Source organism: Bacillus nitroreducens (assembly GCF_964021195.1).
The window spans coordinates 3,662,572-3,680,709 of the sequence record NZ_CAXHYI020000003.1; the positions used below are offsets into that span (position 1 = coordinate 3,662,572).

The 18,138-nt window shown below is 36.7% G+C and carries 18 protein-coding genes and 1 other annotated feature; all 18 genes read right to left on the reverse strand.

Annotated features, from left to right (window positions below):
• Positions 1-54: 54 nt before the first annotated feature.
• The 18 genes from ACWPVE_RS21755 to ftsA all read right to left on the reverse strand — a co-directional run bounded on the left by ACWPVE_RS21755 (position 55) and on the right by ftsA (position 18,049).
• On the reverse strand, positions 55-1,371 hold the full coding sequence (locus tag ACWPVE_RS21755) for a solute carrier family 23 protein (protein WP_453997070.1): 1,317 nt from the start codon (positions 1,369-1,371) through the stop codon (positions 55-57).
• Positions 1,372-1,583: 212 nt separating this feature from the next.
• Entirely contained in the window at positions 1,584-2,132 is a 549-nt protein-coding gene (gene pyrR / locus ACWPVE_RS21760) for a bifunctional pyr operon transcriptional regulator/uracil phosphoribosyltransferase PyrR (protein ID WP_453997072.1), read from the reverse strand.
• Between the two features lie 221 nt (positions 2,133-2,353).
• Positions 2,354-3,262 carry an RluA family pseudouridine synthase gene (locus ACWPVE_RS21765; protein ID WP_453997074.1) on the reverse strand — a complete coding sequence of 303 codons (909 nt, stop codon included), beginning with the start codon at positions 3,260-3,262 and terminating at the stop codon, positions 2,354-2,356.
• Positions 3,237-3,725 (reverse strand): signal peptidase II, encoded by a 489-nt coding sequence (gene lspA / locus ACWPVE_RS21770; protein ID WP_453997076.1) that lies wholly within the window; start codon positions 3,723-3,725, stop codon positions 3,237-3,239. Before lspA ends, ACWPVE_RS21765 begins: the two co-directional genes overlap by 26 nt.
• A gap of 291 nt (positions 3,726-4,016) precedes the next feature.
• Positions 4,017-4,385 (reverse strand): TraR/DksA C4-type zinc finger protein, encoded by a 369-nt coding sequence (locus ACWPVE_RS21775; RefSeq protein WP_453997078.1) that lies wholly within the window; start codon positions 4,383-4,385, stop codon positions 4,017-4,019.
• Between the two features lie 569 nt (positions 4,386-4,954).
• On the reverse strand, positions 4,955-7,723 hold the full coding sequence (ileS, locus tag ACWPVE_RS21780) for an isoleucine--tRNA ligase (RefSeq protein ID WP_453997080.1): 2,769 nt from the start codon (positions 7,721-7,723) through the stop codon (positions 4,955-4,957).
• 96 nt (positions 7,724-7,819) lie between these two features.
• Positions 7,820-8,083: a binding site (T-box leader), on the reverse strand.
• A 60-nt stretch (positions 8,084-8,143) separates the two neighbouring features.
• The gene (locus ACWPVE_RS21785; RefSeq protein WP_453997082.1) at positions 8,144-8,644 is read right to left on the reverse strand and encodes a DivIVA domain-containing protein; all 501 of its coding nucleotides are present in this window, start codon (positions 8,642-8,644) and stop codon (positions 8,144-8,146) included.
• A 99-nt stretch (positions 8,645-8,743) separates the two neighbouring features.
• The gene (locus ACWPVE_RS21790) at positions 8,744-9,517 is read right to left on the reverse strand and encodes a YlmH family RNA-binding protein (protein WP_453997084.1); all 774 of its coding nucleotides are present in this window, start codon (positions 9,515-9,517) and stop codon (positions 8,744-8,746) included.
• A 62-nt stretch (positions 9,518-9,579) separates the two neighbouring features.
• Positions 9,580-9,840, reverse strand: a complete 261-nt coding sequence (locus ACWPVE_RS21795; RefSeq protein WP_453997086.1) for a YggT family protein — start codon at positions 9,838-9,840, stop codon at positions 9,580-9,582.
• 6 nt (positions 9,841-9,846) lie between these two features.
• Positions 9,847-10,278, reverse strand: a complete 432-nt coding sequence (locus ACWPVE_RS21800) for a cell division protein SepF (protein ID WP_453997088.1) — start codon at positions 10,276-10,278, stop codon at positions 9,847-9,849.
• Positions 10,279-10,339: 61 nt separating this feature from the next.
• A complete protein-coding gene (locus ACWPVE_RS21805) occupies positions 10,340-11,017 on the reverse strand; it encodes a YggS family pyridoxal phosphate-dependent enzyme (protein ID WP_453997090.1) in 678 nt (225 codons plus the stop codon).
• Positions 11,018-11,023: 6 nt separating this feature from the next.
• Entirely contained in the window at positions 11,024-11,842 is an 819-nt protein-coding gene (gene pgeF, locus ACWPVE_RS21810; protein WP_453997685.1) for a peptidoglycan editing factor PgeF, read from the reverse strand.
• Between the two features lie 155 nt (positions 11,843-11,997).
• Complete coding sequence (locus ACWPVE_RS21815) at positions 11,998-12,243, reverse strand: YlmC/YmxH family sporulation protein (RefSeq protein WP_453997092.1); 246 nt, start codon at positions 12,241-12,243, stop codon at positions 11,998-12,000.
• Positions 12,244-12,394: 151 nt separating this feature from the next.
• Positions 12,395-13,174 (reverse strand): RNA polymerase sporulation sigma factor SigG, encoded by a 780-nt coding sequence (sigG, locus tag ACWPVE_RS21820; RefSeq protein ID WP_453997094.1) that lies wholly within the window; start codon positions 13,172-13,174, stop codon positions 12,395-12,397.
• 138 nt (positions 13,175-13,312) lie between these two features.
• Positions 13,313-14,032 carry an RNA polymerase sporulation sigma factor SigE gene (gene sigE, locus ACWPVE_RS21825; protein WP_229140493.1) on the reverse strand — a complete coding sequence of 240 codons (720 nt, stop codon included), beginning with the start codon at positions 14,030-14,032 and terminating at the stop codon, positions 13,313-13,315.
• A 65-nt stretch (positions 14,033-14,097) separates the two neighbouring features.
• A complete protein-coding gene (spoIIGA, locus tag ACWPVE_RS21830) occupies positions 14,098-15,024 on the reverse strand; it encodes a sigma-E processing peptidase SpoIIGA (RefSeq protein WP_453997097.1) in 927 nt (308 codons plus the stop codon).
• A 531-nt stretch (positions 15,025-15,555) separates the two neighbouring features.
• Complete coding sequence (gene ftsZ / locus ACWPVE_RS21835) at positions 15,556-16,710, reverse strand: cell division protein FtsZ (RefSeq protein WP_453997099.1); 1,155 nt, start codon at positions 16,708-16,710, stop codon at positions 15,556-15,558.
• 46 nt (positions 16,711-16,756) lie between these two features.
• Positions 16,757-18,049 carry a cell division protein FtsA gene (gene ftsA / locus ACWPVE_RS21840; protein ID WP_453997101.1) on the reverse strand — a complete coding sequence of 431 codons (1,293 nt, stop codon included), beginning with the start codon at positions 18,047-18,049 and terminating at the stop codon, positions 16,757-16,759.
• Between the last annotated feature and the right edge of the window lie 89 nt (positions 18,050-18,138).

Genomic DNA, 18,138 nt, shown 5'->3' on the forward strand with positions numbered 1-18,138 from the left:
TGCCAGATCCTTACACCCTTCTTAACCTCTCTGGGTTACTTTAAAAGGTGTTGCTTATGCTACAGAGTTATCATCTTCTAATTGAGTTGCGTAAATATCTTCTTCTTCACTTACTTCTCCACCTGGAAGAACTAGGTTTAGTACAATCCCAATGATTGCAGCTAATGCCATACCGTGAATTTCAAAACCTGAAACTTTAATGAATGCTCCACCAATTCCGACAACCAGAATAACGGATGAAATCACTAAGTTTCTGTTTTCGCTCAAATCAACTTTGCTATCCACTAGCATACGTAAACCTGACGACGCTATAATTCCGAATAAGAGGATGGAGACTCCTCCCATCACTGGAGTCGGAATCGAGCTAATTAAAGCATTGATTGTACCACTGAAACCAAAGAATATCGCGACTACTGCTGCACCACCGATTACATATACACTAAAAATACGCGTAATGGCAAGTACACCAATATTTTCTCCATAGGTTGTATTTGGCGGACCACCAAGTAAGGAAGCAATCATCGTTGCTACACCATCTCCCATAATGGAACGATGTAGACCTGGCTGCTTAATTAAGTCTCTTTCAACAACTTTACTTAGCACCATTTGGTGGCCAATATGCTCTGATAAAGTTACAATTGCCACTGGGACTATTAACGCGATCATGTCCACTGAAAAACTTGGTGTATACGATACGAACGGAATAATGAAATCTGGAATTTCGATAATTTTTGCTTGCTTTACTGCTGTAAAATCAACCAATCCAATTACTAGTGCATATACATACCCACCAATGATCCCAATCAGAACGGGGATTAGGTTAAAGAAACCTTTAAAAAAGATGGTTGCAATAATGACGATGGCTAGTGTTACTAATGCTACAGAAAAATGTTTTAAGCTATATGCGCCACTTGCATCATTCATTGCCATCCCTACAGCTGTACCAGCTAAACTTAGACCAATTACGATAATCACTGGGCCAACCACCACTGGCGGTAGAATCTTTACGAGCCATTTATGTCCTGTTGCTTTGATAATGAGAGCGACTATTCCGTATACAAGACCCGCTAGTAAGCTTGCCATCATGGCTGAACCTGGACCGTCAGCTGCTATTGCTGTTTGAAGCGGTATGATGAAGGCAAAAGAAGATCCTAAGTATGCAGGTACTTGCCCCTTTGTAATTAATAGAAATGCAAGTGTCCCTAATCCACTTGAAATGAGAGCCACACCAGGGCTTATGCCAACTAGATATGGTACAAGAATAGTTGCACCGAACATTGCAAATAAATGCTGCAGACTTAAAATTGCAAAGAGCCCTGCAGATGGTTTATCGTTTATGTCTAAAACAATCTTTTGGTTATGAATATTCATTGTTTCCTCCCCATTGTTAACATACCCAAAACAAAAAAATCTTTGTGTTTTTTACACAAAGAGGTACACAAATCCTTTCCATTTGAGAAGGAATGTCACCCCTTTGTTAGCCTCTCTGGACTACAATTAAAGGGTACTTATTTTATTTGTCTAGCTTTTAACACCTTGAAACTCGAAAACGAATGCGGTACAAGGCGCTGTCGTTTTTGATGTTACTTTTTATGAATAGTTACTTGGTCATCTTGGTCGACTTCTTCTAATTCAACCACGATTCTTTCAGAACTAGCTGTTGGAATGTTTTTTCCAACATAATCTGCCCGAATTGGAAACTCACGATGACCTCTGTCAATTAATACAGCCAACTGTATTTGTGCTGGACGACCAATATCAATTAACGCATCTAGTGCAGCTCTTACAGTTCTACCTGTGTATAAGACGTCATCAACAAGAATTACTTTTTTATTTGTAATCTCGACGGGGATATCAGAACCTTTCACAATTGGTTCATGATCTTCCGTTTTTGTCGTCAAATCGTCTCGGTATAATGTGATATCAAGTTCACCGATGGCAACTTGTTTACCTTCGATTTGTTCGATACGACTTGCAATTCGTTTTGCTAGGTAGATTCCTCTTGTCTTGATCCCAACAATCACACAATCTTCAATACCTTTGTTTTTTTCAATGATCTCGTGAGCGATTCTAGTTAGCGCTCTTCTAATTGCTTGATTATCTAAAACTACAGCTTTTTCTGTTTCAGCCATTTGTTACACCTCACATTACATTGATTTTCAAAAAAAAATCCTCTCACCGTAAGTGAGAGGACATAGTCATGTATACAAAAGGACATATTTGTATCCTCATGTATAACCGTTTCCTTCTCAGCCTCACGGGACTGTCTTTAAAGGGGCTCATTAAATTAAGTTAATCTTAATCCTGTTATCGAATTTTGTCAATCGTTTTTAACAAAAAAGCCAACTAAAAGTTAATGTTTTAATTTTTCGATAAGTTCCTCGAAATATGGAGGTAGTGGGGCTTCAAATTCAAGATACTCCTTTGTTCTAGGATGAACAAAACCAAGTATCCCAGCATGTAATGCTTGGCCACCTATATCCAACGTTTTCTTTGGACCATATTTCGGATCACCGGCTAAAGGATATCCAATATACTTCATATGGACACGAATTTGATGAGTACGTCCTGTTTCAAGCTGACACTCAATAAAAGTGAAGTCCTTAAAGCGTTCCAATACATTGAAATGTGTGACTGCAACTTTACTGTTTTCATCTGTCACAGTCATGCTTTGACGATCTTTTTTATCTCTGCCAATTGGGGCATCTATCGTACCTTGATCATGAGGAATAACCCCATGGACGATAGCTTTATATTTTCGAGTTACGGTCTTTTCCACCAATTGATTGACTAAAGATTCATGTGCAAGATCATTTTTCGCAATCATTAATAGGCCAGACGTATCCTTATCAATCCGATGGACAATTCCAGGACGTAATACCCCATTGATTCCAGATAAATCCTTGCAATGTGCCATCAGACCATTTACAAGCGTTCCACTGACATGACCTGGAGCAGGATGAACCACCATTCCTTTTGGTTTATTGACAACAAGCACATCTGCATCTTCATAATAAATATCCAGATTCATTTCCTCTGGGACAACATCTAAAGTTTGTGGCTCTGGTATTTCAATTTGAATGTTGTCTCCAACACTCACTTTATAATTTGTTTTAACTTTTTTCCCATTGACTACAATATTTCCATCCTTAATCCAAGACTGAACCTGCGTTCTTGACCACTCTGAATTATAGGCAGAGACTATCTTATCAATTCGGTCATTTTGCTGATGCTCTTCAATCGTTAGTTCGAATTGACTCATCTGTATTCTCCTTTTCTAATTTCCCTTCAAAAATTGTTAAAATAAATATGAAACCAACACCAATAACAAGGGCAGAATCGGCAATGTTAAAGATTGGGAAATTATATGAAAAAATGTATGTATCTATAAAATCGACAACTTCTTTTCGAAAGATACGGTCTATAAAATTACCAATTGCGCCACCGAGCATCAATGAAAGTGCGATGCCAAATAAACGCTGGTGTGGTTTGAGACGCTGTATGTATAAAACGAGCATAACAACAACAATTACGGTCACAATATAGAAGAACCACATTTGTCCTTGTAAAATCCCCCATGCCGCGCCACGGTTACGATGAGAGGTTATGTACAGAAAACCAGATATAATTTCAATTGAATCTCCAAGTTCCATATAACGTACAATGACCCATTTTGTTACTTGATCTAATAAAATAACAAATAAAGCAATTAAATAATAATGCACGCAAACGCCCCCATGTTAACAAACTTTACCTTATGTGATTTTAGCACATGATAGGACGAGTGTACAATTTATTTAAAAGCTAAAGACAAAAACCTAAAACGATGAGAAGCAAAACCCACCAACAAAACACCTTGGTTTAGTAGGGCCCAGTTTTTGGACCCTCACAAGTGATTTTGGAAAAGGATGTGGTTTCGTAATGTTCGATACTTTTGTTGAAAGACTACTTGCTAATAAACTGTGCATTTTTCAAAAAGGCAGAACTTTATTCATCCAACAGCTGAATAAAGCTTACTACTTTACTACATAAAGGTGATTTTCTTGTTGAGGGGAAAGATAAGCATTTCTGTCATACAAATCAGTGAAGGAAAATTCAAAAATGGTTCGTGCTGTTGGAAGGATCTTTAACTTCTCGATTGGAATTTCAGTACCTGTTTCCTCACAGAGTCCGAACGTTCCTGTATCCATTTTAGTTAAGGCTCTCTCTACATCGTGTAGGTCTTCTTTTATATGATTGATAATAATTTTTTCTTTTTCGGATTGTTCATTCTGAAAAAACAATTCTTGGCTTACCTCATATTGAGTTGATTTCATCAATCTTGATAATAGTTCTTTCTTTGTTAATTCTAATTCCGCTTTAATCTCTGCATACTGATCGTTCATAGGAACGCCTCCTTATCATGCTTTGATCAAATGCGCCTTAGCGTATTTGGGCCAGATTTTCTTAGGTCCCACACGATGTGGGTCTCAAAGACATCGCCATAGGGTGTGGCGTCCTTAGTCTTTAATCCTTTGCTCGAAAATTCCATTTGAAAAATCGTGGCATCCGCCAGAGGCTTTTACTTTATTCAGCAGAAGATTTAGACTTTTGCTGATTAAAGTTAACTGCTAAAGAACATTTCTAAAGGTGAGTAAGGATAGTGTTACCTGAACAATATTTTCTTAAAGCCAACAAGTTTTTCCTGTAGAATGAATATGATACGTTAATTTCTACCTATTCTGCTAAACGTATATGCAAAATATCTACGGTATGCGGTTGAGTCTCCTCAGTCCTTTAATCCTCCTTCTCAAATGATCTATCAGATGATTCTATATACATAATACGTATTTCTTAGTAAAATTTGACGGTTGACAAGCAATGTAATTGTAAACAGTTATCTTAACGTACTATTTCGATAAAATAAGTGTAAAAAAAAGCCATGAACCTTTGATTCATGGCTTTTTCTACTTTTTTAGTTGACGTAATTTTCTTTCACGACAGTAGCACAACGTGTGCAAAGGGTTGGGTGATCTTGGTCTTCACCAACTGTCGGCGTTACAACCCAACAACGGTCACACGTTTCACCTTCTGCAGGTTCTACTACAATTTTCACATTGTCAAAAACTTGTGCGTCTTCTGGGGCATCCTCGTATAAGCCCGCAATCTTTAAGCCTGATACGATAAAGAGCTGCTGTACATTTTCTTCAACAGAATCTAAAAGCTCTTTCGTTTTATTGTTTGGATATAGGGTAATACTTGCAGCTAATGATTTACCAATTACTTTCTCATTTCTAGCTGTTTCTAACGCTTTAAGAACATCATCACGGAGTTCCATGAATGAATCCCATTTAGCTTCAACTTGATCTGCATTCGGAATTTCTACTGAATTTGGCATATCAACTAGTTGTACACTTTCCTCTTCAACAGAATCGATATGTGACCATACCTCGTCCGCAGTATGTGGAAGAATTGGTGTTACAAGCTTAGTTAAGCTTAATAGTGCCTCATATAAAACTGTTTGAATGGAGCGACGATCATGCTGGTTAGCTGGTTCGATATATAAAATATCCTTCGCAAAGTCTAAATAGAATGAACTTAACTCAATTGTACAGAAATTATGAACAGAATGATAAACTCCCGCAAATTCATAATTTTCATAAGATGATTTAACCTTGTCAATTAAATTATTTAACTTAACAAGAATATAACGGTCTACTTCACGTAGTTCATTTACTGGAACTGCATCTGTTTTTGGATTGAAATCATTTAAGTTACCTAGTAAGAATCTGAATGTGTTTCTAATTTTACGATATACCTCTGCTACTTGTTTTAAAATAGCATCAGATACACGTACATCTGATTGATAGTCCACTGAAGCTACCCAAAGTCGTAAAATATCTGCTCCAAGCTGTTTCATAACCTTTTCAGGAACTACAACGTTGCCTAATGACTTACTCATCTTACGACCTTCCCCATCAAGGGCAAAACCGTGGCTAAGCACACCTTTATATGGTGCCTTGCCTGTTACAGCTACAGCAGTAGATAATGATGAGTTAAACCAACCACGATATTGGTCAGATCCTTCTAAATAAAGGTCTGCAGGACGTTGTAACTCGTCTCTTTCTAAGAGAACTGCTTGATGGGATGATCCAGAGTCAAACCATACGTCCATAATGTCAGTTTCTTTAGTGAAAATACCATTCGGACTAGATTCATGTGTAAACCCTTCTGGTAATAAATCTTTTGCTTCACGTTCAAACCAAACATTTGAACCATATTCTCTAAATAAATTTGATACGTGGTTAATTGTCTCATCCGTGATAATTGGTTCTCCATTTTCACCATAAAAGACTGGTATTGGAACTCCCCATGCACGTTGACGTGAAATACACCAGTCACCTCGGTCACGAACCATATTATAAAGTCTTGTTTCGCCCCATGCTGGAACCCATTTTGTTTCTTTAACAGCTTCCATTAACTCATTTCTAAAATCTTTAATCGAAGCAAACCATTGAGCTGTAGCTCTAAAGATCGTTGGCTTCTTCGTACGCCAATCATGTGGATATGAGTGAGTAATGAAGGAAAGCTTTAATAACGCTCCAACTTCATTTAATTTTTCTGTAATTGGCTTATTTGCCTCATCATAAAATAATCCTTCAAAACCTTCTGCTTCTGCAGTCATATACCCTTTTTCGTCAACAGGACATACAACGCCAATTCCGTATTTTTGTCCAACGATAAAGTCATCTTCCCCGTGACCAGGTGCTGTATGTACACATCCAGTACCTGCATCAGTGGTAACATGTTCTCCTAACATGACTAGAGAGTCGCGACCGTAGATTGGATGTTGGGCAACAACATGTTCTAATTCACGGCCTTTTAATGTTTTAACAACCGTTACTTCTTCCCAACCAATTTCTTTGGTAACAGATTCTAGTAACGCGGAAGCAACAACAAATTTATTGTTGTCAACACTCACGACACTATACTCTAGGTCAGGGTGTACACTAATTCCAAGGTTTGCTGGAATTGTCCACGGTGTTGTTGTCCAGATAATGATTTTTTCGTCACCTTCTAATACACCTTTGCCATCCTTAATAGGGAATGCAACATAGATAGACGGAGAACGCTTGTCTTGGTATTCAATTTCTGCTTCTGCAAGTGCTGATTCACTTGATGGAGACCAGTACACTGGCTTGAGTCCTTTATAGATATACCCCTTTTTAGCCATTTCACCGAACACTTTGATTTGTTGGGCTTCATATTCAGGCTTTAAAGTAATATAAGGATTTTCCCAATCCCCACGAACTCCAAGACGTTTGAATTGTTCTCGTTGATTATTGATTTGCTCATATGCATATTCTTCACATAATTTGCGGAATTCTGCTACACTCATCGCCTTGCGATTTACTTTTTTATTTTTTGTTAATGCAGTTTCAATTGGAAGACCGTGTGTATCCCATCCTGGAACGTATGGTGCAGAGTAACCATTCATTGATTTAAAACGAACAATCATGTCCTTGATGATTTTGTTTAATGCATGCCCCATATGAATGTCACCATTTGCATATGGAGGGCCATCATGCAGGACAAATAAAGGACGACCTTTTGTACGTTCTTGAACTTTTTGATAAATGTTCATTTTTTCCCATTTTTCTTGAATCTGTGGTTCACGATTTGGAAGATTTCCACGCATTGGGAAATCCGTTTTTGGCATTAATAATGTGTCTTTGTAATCCATTTACCATTTCCTCCTAATATGATTGAAACTTACCTCGCAGCTTTTGATGAACATGGTACAAATACGAAATGTATACAAAAAAGCCTTCTCATCCCAAAAAGGGACGAGAAGGCTCTCGCGGTACCACCCTTATAGACGAATATACTTCATTCGTCCACTCGACATTCGTAACGTGAATGATTCGCGAAATGCTTACTTAGAAATGTTTAAATTCTATAGGTTTAAACACTATATTTGTTCAGCACCGAACTCCAGGGTGATTTTCATTCTTATCACTTATATCAGGCTTCCACCGTCCCTGACTCGCTTTCACATTATAATAAGTCTAATAAGAACTACTGTCCCTTTCATAGCTGCATGTTATTTAATTAGTTGTTTTAAAATTATATGCGTATCGAATCAAAGAGTCAAGTGTGCAAACTAGTTTTCTTCTGATTCTGCAAAAACGGGCTCTACATTGTATTCCATCAAATGATCCCAATCATCGTTGTTCAGTAAATCTAATTGTGCTTCAATCAACATTTTAAATCGATTTCGGAATACTTTTGATTGTTTCTTCAATTCTTCGATTTCAATTGATATCTTCCTAGATTTAGCCAATGCCTCATTAATAATACGATCTGCATTTTTTTCGGCTTCTTTTACGATTAGCTTTGCTTCTTTTGAAGCATTTCGTTTTACCTCTTCAGCTGTTTCTTGAGCGATTAGAATTGATTTATTCAACGTTTCTTCGATATTTGTAAAATGTCCAAGTTTTTCATTTAGTTCTGATAATTTTGATTCAAGTTCCTTTTTTTCGCGAATAACCATTTCGTAATCTTTTATGACTTGATCAAGAAACTCATTAACTTCGTCCTCATCATAGCCGCGAAAACCTTTATTAAATTCCTTATTATGGATATCTAATGGCGTTAAAGGCACGGGTGCCACCTCCAAATAGTATTAAATAGAAAACAACCTTTATATGAATGATACTTTACAATTCGACAAAAAAGAAGGAATTCCTGCATTCTTTTCGATTTATTTTTGTCTACCTACAATAATTCTCCATTTGTCTTTTTTAGTTTTTCCATCAATGGAATGTAGCTTACTTCTTCCATGTCCTCGAACAGAAAGGACATCATGTTCTTTACATTCAAATGAAGTTTGCTCGATTTTCTTCCAATTTACTTTAACAAGTCCATTTTCAATTAAAGCTTGTACTTTTTGTCTAGAAATATTGAGTATGGACGAAAGTACAGTGTCTAAGCGTAATGAAGAAACAGTTACAGTCTGTTCTGTCCACTCTTCAGTTATTTCCAGTAAATCACTCGCATTAATTTCTGTTAACGTAATTGCTGCTTTTCCCACTGAAGTCAAATTCATACGTACGTAGTCCGCAATTTCTTGAGCCACTATAATTTGAATGCGTTCACCTTGAGTAAGTATATCACCGAATTTTGAACGTTTTAAACCTAGTGACATTAAGGAACCAAGCACTTTTCGATGATCCACTGTCACAAATTTCACAGGGTACTTTAACTCGAAAAAGGATAGCTGATAGTCTGTTTCAGTAGGTGTAAAATAAGATGGGTATAAAAATGCACGTTGTCTTTCCAGCCCCTTTATTCCACCAAAAAATTCAACTTGTGTATCTCCATTTGTACCGATCACCTTTTGTACGATTTCCTGTTCACGTGGATCAAGGAAGTCAGTTAGCTTTGGGCTATATTGGTTCTCCACAGTCTGCTTCCATTCCAAGACCTGATCAATGAATGCATGTTCTTCTTTACGAAAATGTTGATATAAATTCATATGTATATAAACCTCATTTTTAATGCAGAAAAGGGACCTTGGATAAGGCCCTTTTTTATTTTTTAGAACATACTTTGTAAGGCATAAATTCCTCTACCTGCGAAATTAAGAACTAAAATTGCAACAATTGGAGAAATATCGATCATTCCTAATGGTGGAATGAACCTTCGAAACGGCTCTAGATATGGCTCACAAATTCTAGCAAGGAATTGGCCAATCCCAGACTCCCTTGCATTCGGAAACCATGACATCAAAATATAAATAATGAGCGCATATGAATAAAGTACAAGTACCTGACTTAAAATAGCGAAAATAATTCCCATATTCGTCTACCACCCCTTTTCAGCATAATCTTCGTTTGAAACAATCTCAGAGATGTTTCCAGACACATCAACATTGTCAGGAGTACATAAAAAGATGTTTGAACCTATACGTTGAATATCTCCACCAATTGCATAAACAGTTCCACTTAAAAAGTCAACAATACGCTTTGCTTGGTCATGTTGTACGCGTTGAAGGTTCACAACGACAGCTCGTCTACTCTTCAAATGATCGGCTATTTCCTGTGCTTCAGCATATACCCGTGGTTCAAACAAAATAACTTTTGATGACTTCTGGACACTTTGAAGACTCACTACATTTTGTTTCGTAGCAGGACGTGTAGTCTTAGTGGGTTCTTCTTCTTCAAAAAATTCTTCCTCATCGTAATCATATTCGTCCTCTAGCGCAAAGAAGTTTTTAAATTTGGATTTTATACTCATTTGTATACACCTCTCTTTTCACTTCCAAAATTTTTTATTTCGTGAAATATTTCTGATTCACTTAAAATTCTTTCCCAACAAGTGAAGTGCCGATGCGAATGAAGGTAGCTCCTTCTTCAATCGCAATTTCGTAATCATTTGACATCCCCATAGATAGTTCCGTACAAGGAGCATAAGGTAAACCCATAGCTTGTACATCATCCCTTAGTTTACGTAGCCTTTGGAAACAACCGCGTAATATGGATGTATCATCAGTGAATGGAGCCATCGTCATTAAGCCAACAATCTCAATCGAAGTAAATTTCTCGATTTCTTTTATAAATGGCACAAGGTTTTCTGGAGACAGTCCATGTTTGGACTCTTCTCCTGATACATTCACTTGTACAAAACATTTTATTTTCCCAGTTGCTCGTTTATGTAGTTCTTCTGCTAAAGAGATTCGATCTAATGAGTGAATATAATCGACTTTATCAATAATTTTTTTTACTTTTTTAGATTGAAGTGAGCCGATAAAATGCCAGGTTGGCTCGTCACCCAATACTTCTCTTTTTTTTACCAATCCATCATCGCGATTTTCACCAATATGTTGAATTCCTGCTTCAATAGCTTCTTTTGCGGTTTCAATACTTACATATTTTGTCACTGCAATGATTGACACAGAGTCTACAGATCGATTTGATCTTTTACACGCCTCTTCTATCTTTTCTTGTATATCTACAAGATTTTCTTTGACACTCATTGTCGTTTAATCCTCCTTAAAGCCAATAAAGCTCATCATTCTTCCCGTTTTCCCAGCATCCCTACGATGCGAAAAGAAAAGCTGATTCTCACAAGATGTACAATAAGAGGAAACTTGAATTTGTTCAGGAGGAATTCCTGCTCTTACCAACAGTTGATAATTCAATTCTTTTAAATCTAATCGATACTGATTGTTACTTATCTTTTTGTATGGTTTTGAATTGACATTATCCAATTTTTTTACAAAGTTCATAACATAATCATCCACAATATAGCAGCATTTATCAATTGCAGGTCCGATTAAAGCATGGATTTCCAGTGGATTAATCCCTTCACTTGACCAAGCACGAACCATCTCTCCTGCAATATCCTGAACGGTTCCCTTCCATCCTGCATGAGCAATCCCAATTATTTCTCTTGAAGGTGCATAAAAGTAAAGTGGAACACAGTCTGCAAAACAAAGGGGCAATAGAACATTTTTCTCCGCTGTAAATAACCCATCTGTATCCTTGATGCTATCTTCATATGTCATTACCCCTGCACCAAGATTGTGTTTAGTGACTTTAGCTATTTTATTTTTATGTGTTTGTTCGGAGCAAACCCAGTGTTCTGTTGGAAAACGAAGAACATCTGCTAGTTTTTTACGATTGGAGACAACCGAGTTGTACTCGTCCATTACATGTAGCCCTAAATTTAAGGATCCAAATTCATCTTTACTGGTACCACCATTTTTTGTTGTAAATCCAACAATAAGTTGATTTGAAAAATGGCTCCAACCAGTGTACGTTAACACCTGATCCGTATTTTGAATAAATGGTTCATGCATCATAACAACATTCCTTTAATTGCACAGTTAATCAAGCGTTCTAATTTGGTTAACAATGTATTTTTTAGAAAATTGAACCCTTCAATTGCTTATTTTATCATATCTTAGCAAAAGAAAGGAGAATATGTTAGTAAAAATGTCAAATTTAGCCGAAATTATTCAATGTTATTCTGTGTTCTAACAAGAATTACATCTTTCCCAACTTTAATTATATTTCTCCATGGTATCACGATTTCTTCATCGCGGCCAAACAAGCCTAACACTCTTCCATATCCACCGATTATAATAGACTCTATCTTTCCAGTTGTTAAGTTAATGTCAATGTCACCGATATTCCCAAGCCTTTTTCCATCGACAACACTTACAACATCCTTTGCCTGAAAATCTGAAATTTTAACCATATCCCCCTGCCTCCTCTTAGTCCTCTCCCTTACTACTATATGAGTGACAAACTGCCTTTTATGAGACAAAAAAGACATTCGAATGTATCGAATGTCTAGTTAATTTGCTTATTCATCCTATAACTTGTCCATTTGTGGGCTCAACCCATCATTAATTTTGGATATTCTTATTCATTTGTTTAATTGCTGCTTTTTCAAGACGTGATACCTGAGCTTGAGAGATTCCGATTTCTTCAGCAACTTCCATTTGTGTTTTTCCTTGAAAAAATCGTTTTCGTAGGATTAATTTTTCACGATCATTCAATCGTCTCATGCCTTCCTTCAAGGCAATTTCTTCAATCCAGTTGGAATCCCGACTTCGCTCGTCACTTAATTGGTCTACAACATAGATAGGATCCCCGCCATCATTATAAATTGGTTCAAATAATGATACTGGATCTTGAATCGCATCTAGTGCAAATACAATCTCTTCGTGCGGAACTTCAAGAACCTTTGAAATCTCTTCTGCGGTAGGTTCCCTTGATGTTTCACTCATCAAACGCTCTCTTACTTGCAATGCCTTATAAGCAATGTCGCGCAGCGAGCGTGACACCCTGATAGGATTGTTGTCTCGTAAATAGCGCCGAATTTCACCGATAATCATCGGAACTGCATAGGTGGAGAATTTCACGTTTTGACTAAGGTCAAAATTGTCGATTGATTTCATTAGTCCGATACAACCGACTTGAAATAAATCATCCACAAATTCTCCTCTGTTGTTGAAACGTTGAATTACACTGAGGACAAGTCGTAAATTTCCATTTACGAGCTTATCGCGTGCTGATAAATCTCCACTTTGCATTTGTCTAAATAAATGTCGCATCTCTTCATTTTTTAGAACGGGGAGTTTTGATGTATCAACACCACAAATTTCTACTTTATTTCGAGTCAATTCTTTCCCTCCTAACAGGAGTTGCTGTACAAAGTTAAGTATCTCCGTTAGAGGGAAAAATATGCATTTCCAATTCACAACAATTTCCATAATAATAGCAAAACCAGGTGAATCAATTGGATTGACGCAATTTAAATATTACACCATTTTATTAAATTCTTTTCGTAGTCGTTTAATAATTCGTTTTTCCAATCTTGAAATATAAGATTGTGAAATCCCAAGCATATCGGCAACATCTTTCTGCGTTTTTTCTTCGCCACCAATTAATCCGAAACGTAGTTCCATAATTTGTTTTTCACGATCATTTAGCTGATGTAAGGCCTTCACTAACAACTTTCGGTCAACATTTGCTTCTAAATCCTTTGTAATAATATCTTCCTCAGTTCCTAATACATCTGATAATAATAGTTCATTACCATCCCAATCAATATTTAATGGCTCATCAAAAGATACCTCTGACCTAATTTTATTATTCCTACGTAGATACATTAAAATTTCATTTTCAATACACCTCGAAGCATATGTTGCAAGTTTGATCTTCTTTTCAGGATTAAACGTATTAACTGCTTTAATAAGTCCAATTGTCCCAATGCTAATTAAATCTTCAATATTTATCCCTGTATTTTCGAACTTTCGTGCAATATACACCACGAGTCTCAAATTTCTTTCAATGAGAATCGACCTTGCCGCTTTATCACCGCTTGGTAGTTTATTTAAGAGGACTTCTTCTTCATCCTTAGATAATGGTGGAGGTAAGGCTTCACTGCCACCAATATAATAAATTTCATCCGTTTTTAAGCCTAATTTGATTAATAACTTATACCACCAATATGTAAGTTTTAATTTTAGTTTTGTCACAAGTAAGTTCTCCCTTCTATTTTGTAAAAACCGCGAGTATGATATTTATAAGTATCACTCTTTATTTAAGAAGCTGACTGAATTGAGGCTGAAACAAGCATTTTTGGATGAATAATGCAATCATACTCTCCATCAGTAGATAAAGTTGTATGATTTAAGGCCACCAGACCTTTCTTGACAATATTTTCTTCGTTACCTTGAAAGATGGTAATTTGATCTGGTTTAAGCGCCAGTAAAAATTGATGCTCTTGTCCAACCCCTCGATATGGAATAAGTCTCACACGGCTTTCCCATTTATGAGTCTCAGTTGTTGTTTCATTTGTTAATAGCTCTATATTTTTTGATTGGTCTATTAATGTTTTTGGAAATAGATCCTCGTATTTATTCGTATCTAAAATCATTACTGGGCTCTTCGTAATTGGATCAAACAATTGGTTTCCACTATCAACTAAGCCTTTTAAATGTAGTGTCACATCGTCGATTGTAAGCTTGACGGTAACAATCTGATCATAAAAAACTTGTTTTGTTTCGATTTCTTCAATTCTATTTTTGGAGAAATACCACAAAATAGGAAAACCAAGTAAAACAAACCCCCAACTGATTGGATTCCCATAGCCATTTGATTGAGTAAGAATCGTGCCGTCAAAAACTTGAACATCAAACTCTAAGAAGTAATGAACCCCTATCATTCCACCCCCAATCATGAAAGTAGCAAAATAAAAGGTTAATAGTCCTTGTATGAAATAACGAAACCGATTGTACCCAAAAGCAACTCCTACAATTAGAATTGAAAAGAGTAGTTTTGTGACAGGATGTGAACCAATCGCTGAAAAAGGAGAAACCACTAATAAAACTAACAATGAACCAATTAATGCACCTAATAAGATTCGCCATTTTATAATCTTACGTTTTAGGATCATGGCCGTTAAGAGTAATAATAGGGCGTCAAAGCAAAAGTTTAACAACCAAATGACATCTAAATAAATTGACAATCCATTTCTCCTTTCACAATTATCACTTTACTGTTTCCTATTGCTAATTTCTTATCTTAAAAAATAGTATATAGTACATCTTATATGGAAGTCTGTCACTTCATGCCGATAATAAAAGAGAAATTTTGGGAGATTAGTTCTTATTTTGTCAATAAACTTAGAACCAAGGGGATTATATAGTATATGAGGTAAAATACAAAAAAAAGCATTCGACAATCATATTGTCAAATGCTTTTTTAACAAAGAAGTAATTCTAATATTTAATAAGTAAGTAGTTATTCCGTAATCTACTACGTTAAAATTTCGCACCAAGCCTCTCTTGGTCACAAACCAATCTGTCAATAAAGGCAAAGAACATGCCTTTAGCGGCTTTCTTGTCATTGCCTGAACTACATAGGACGAGGAATGCTTCGAGAGTAAAAACATTGCACCAAGAAAATGCAGAACATTTCCGAAGACAATTGACATCGACGTTAGCCACCTTATGTGGTAAACGTCGATGATTCACTTTCAGCAATTCCGAAATTGAAGTTATCTTCTTCTGTTTCGATTTCGTAAGAAGGTTGGGACATCAATTTCATCCTCAACATGTACAGAACCGCGTGGATTTACTTCCTGAACGGGCTCTTCACGCTTAATTTCTCTTTCTCTTCTTTGTGTAACCTGTACTTGTGGTTGTTGCGGCTTCACATTAACGATTGGACGAGACGGACGTGCCGCAGGATTAACTTCTGCCTCTGTAAAACCTGTAGCAATAACTGTAACAACAATCTCTTCCTTCAGATTTTCATTAATGACAGATCCGAATATCATGTTTACTTCTTGATCTGAAGCAGATGCAACAATATCTGCGGCTTCCTGAACTTCATATAGGCTCAAGTTCGTTCCACCTGTGATATTCATTAGGACACCTTGTGCACCATCAATTGAAGTTTCAAGTAATGGACTTGAAATAGCTTTCTTAGCAGCCTCAGCAGCTCTATTTTCTCCTGACGCAACCCCAATTCCCATCAATGCAGAACCTTTGTTAGACATAATTGTTTTAACATCAGCAAAGTCAAGGTTTATTAATCCTGGTACAGCGATTAAGTCAGAGATACCTTGTACACCTTGTCGTAATACATTGTCCGCCTCACGGAACGCTTCAAGCATTGGCGTGTTTTTATCAACAATCTCAAGTAGACGATCATTCGGAATAACGATCAATGTATCTACTGATTCTTTCATAGCAGAAATACCACCAGCAGCTTGAGTTTGACGCTTTCTACCTTCAAATGTAAATGGTCTTGTTACAACACCTACTGTTAAAGCACCTAAGTCTTTAGAGATTTGAGCTATAACAGGGGCAGCACCTGTACCTGTTCCCCCACCCATACCAGCAGTAACGAATACCATATCTGCTCCTTTAAGAGCTTCTTCAATCTGTTCTCTACTTTCTTCAGCAGCTTTTTTACCGACTTCTGGATTTGCTCCAGCACCTAAACCACGAGTTAATTTTCCACCAATTTGCATTTTTATCTCAGCTTTTGAAAGGTTAAGGGCTTGGGCATCCGTATTTACTGCGATAAACTCGACACCTTGAACACCGTGTTCAATCATTCGGTTTACAGCATTATTACCGCCGCCACCTACACCTATTACCTTTATCGTAGCTAATTGATCAACGTTTGTATCAAACTCTAACATTATAAGATCCTCCTAATTCGCAAATATACTTCTCTTGTAATCTAACTTATTCAAAGAAGAGTCCAAAAAATCTCTTAACCTTTTTCCCAATTTTTTGTTCTTCTTTTGAATTTTTAGGGTGACTTTTCGCTTGGGGCTGTCTAGCAGGTCTTTTTTCAGGATTTTCAACTTGAACTGTCGTGCTAATTTTTCTACCTTGAATTCTTGCTTGCTCATACGCGAACTGCAATAGCCCTACGCCAGTTGCATATTGAGGTTCCCTAACTCCAATATAATCTGGCTTTGCAATTCTCACATTATTTTGTAATACGAGATTGGATAGTTCTAATACACCAGGCATATTCACTACTCCACCAGTAAGGACATAGCCACCAGGAAGATCTCCAACACCCATTTTCCTAATTTCCTTTTGAACTAATAGTAAAATCTCTTCCAATCTAGCTTCGATGATATCCGAAAGTTGCAGTTGGTTATATTGCTCATGTTGATCACTGCCTATTATTGGAACATCAAATACTTCTTCTTCAGAAGCATCATCATAGAAGGCATGTCCATGTTTAATTTTGATTTTTTCTGCATCTTCTGTAGATGTTCGTAAACCAATTGCTATATCCTTCGTAATATGGTCACCACCAACTGGAAGAACACTAGTTTCTTTTAAATAGCCATTATTGTAAACAGCTACCGTTGTAGAGCCTCCACCAATATCAACAAGGGCAACGCCTAAGTTTTTCTCATCTTCAGATAATGAAATTGAACCTGATGCAAGAGGTTGCAAAGAAATAGCTGTGATATCAAGTCCTGCTTTTTCTACGCAACGCAACAAATTATGTAAGATTGTACGTGAAGTTGTAATAATCGTTCCTTCCACTTCAAGTCTAACACCCAACATACCTCGTGGGTCACTAATTTCATCATATCCATCCACAATAAATTGTTTCGGGATCATATCAATAATTTCTCTCTCTGGTGGTAGAGAAATAAATTGCGCGGCATCTATAACACGTAACACATCTTCATTACTTATTTCACGATTTTGACGTGACTCAGTAGAAACTGCCACAACACCATGGGCATCCTGTAATTGTACGTTGATTGCTGGAACGGATACAACTACTTGATTAATAGAAATGCCTACCATTCTTTCTGCCTGCTCAACTGCCTTTTTAATAGAATGAACGGTTTCATCTATGTCTACAATTGAACCTTTTTTTAACCCTTCTGATTTAACATTACCCACACCTATTATGTTAAGTGAGTCATCTACCATTTCGCCGATGATTACCTTAACATTGGATGTACCGATGTCAAGACTAACACATATTTCATTGCTGTTCATTCTGTGGCACCTCCTTCTTTCAAATAACACCATTTCAAATATCGTTTGTCGAACAACAACTGACATTTTTCATAATTATTTTGTATATG

Bases quoted from the DNA above. Each gene is read 5' to 3' on its own strand.
- ACWPVE_RS21755 (WP_453997070.1), bottom strand. From the start codon at position 1,371: ATGAATATTCATAACCAAAAGATTGTTTTAGACATAAACGATAAACCA.
- pyrR (WP_453997072.1), bottom strand. From the start codon at position 2,132: ATGGCTGAAACAGAAAAAGCTGTAGTTTTAGATAATCAAGCAATTAGA.
- ACWPVE_RS21765 (WP_453997074.1), bottom strand. From the start codon at position 3,262: ATGAGTCAATTCGAACTAACGATTGAAGAGCATCAGCAAAATGACCGA.
- ACWPVE_RS21775 (WP_453997078.1), bottom strand. From the start codon at position 4,385: ATGAACGATCAGTATGCAGAGATTAAAGCGGAATTAGAATTAACAAAG.
- ileS (WP_453997080.1), bottom strand. From the start codon at position 7,723: ATGGATTACAAAGACACATTATTAATGCCAAAAACGGATTTCCCAATG.
- ACWPVE_RS21790 (WP_453997084.1), bottom strand. From the start codon at position 9,517: ATGAATTTATATCAACATTTTCGTAAAGAAGAACATGCATTCATTGAT.
- ACWPVE_RS21795 (WP_453997086.1), bottom strand. From the start codon at position 9,840: ATGGGAATTATTTTCGCTATTTTAAGTCAGGTACTTGTACTTTATTCA.
- ACWPVE_RS21800 (WP_453997088.1), bottom strand. From the start codon at position 10,278: ATGAGTATAAAATCCAAATTTAAAAACTTCTTTGCGCTAGAGGACGAA.
- ACWPVE_RS21805 (WP_453997090.1), bottom strand. From the start codon at position 11,017: ATGAGTGTCAAAGAAAATCTTGTAGATATACAAGAAAAGATAGAAGAG.
- pgeF (WP_453997685.1), bottom strand. From the start codon at position 11,842: ATGCATGAACCATTTATTCAAAATACGGATCAGGTGTTAACGTACACT.
- ACWPVE_RS21815 (WP_453997092.1), bottom strand. From the start codon at position 12,243: ATGGTTAAAATTTCAGATTTTCAGGCAAAGGATGTTGTAAGTGTTGTC.
- ftsZ (WP_453997099.1), bottom strand. From the start codon at position 16,710: ATGTTAGAGTTTGATACAAACGTTGATCAATTAGCTACGATAAAGGTA.
- ftsA (WP_453997101.1), bottom strand. From the start codon at position 18,049: ATGAACAGCAATGAAATATGTGTTAGTCTTGACATCGGTACATCCAAT.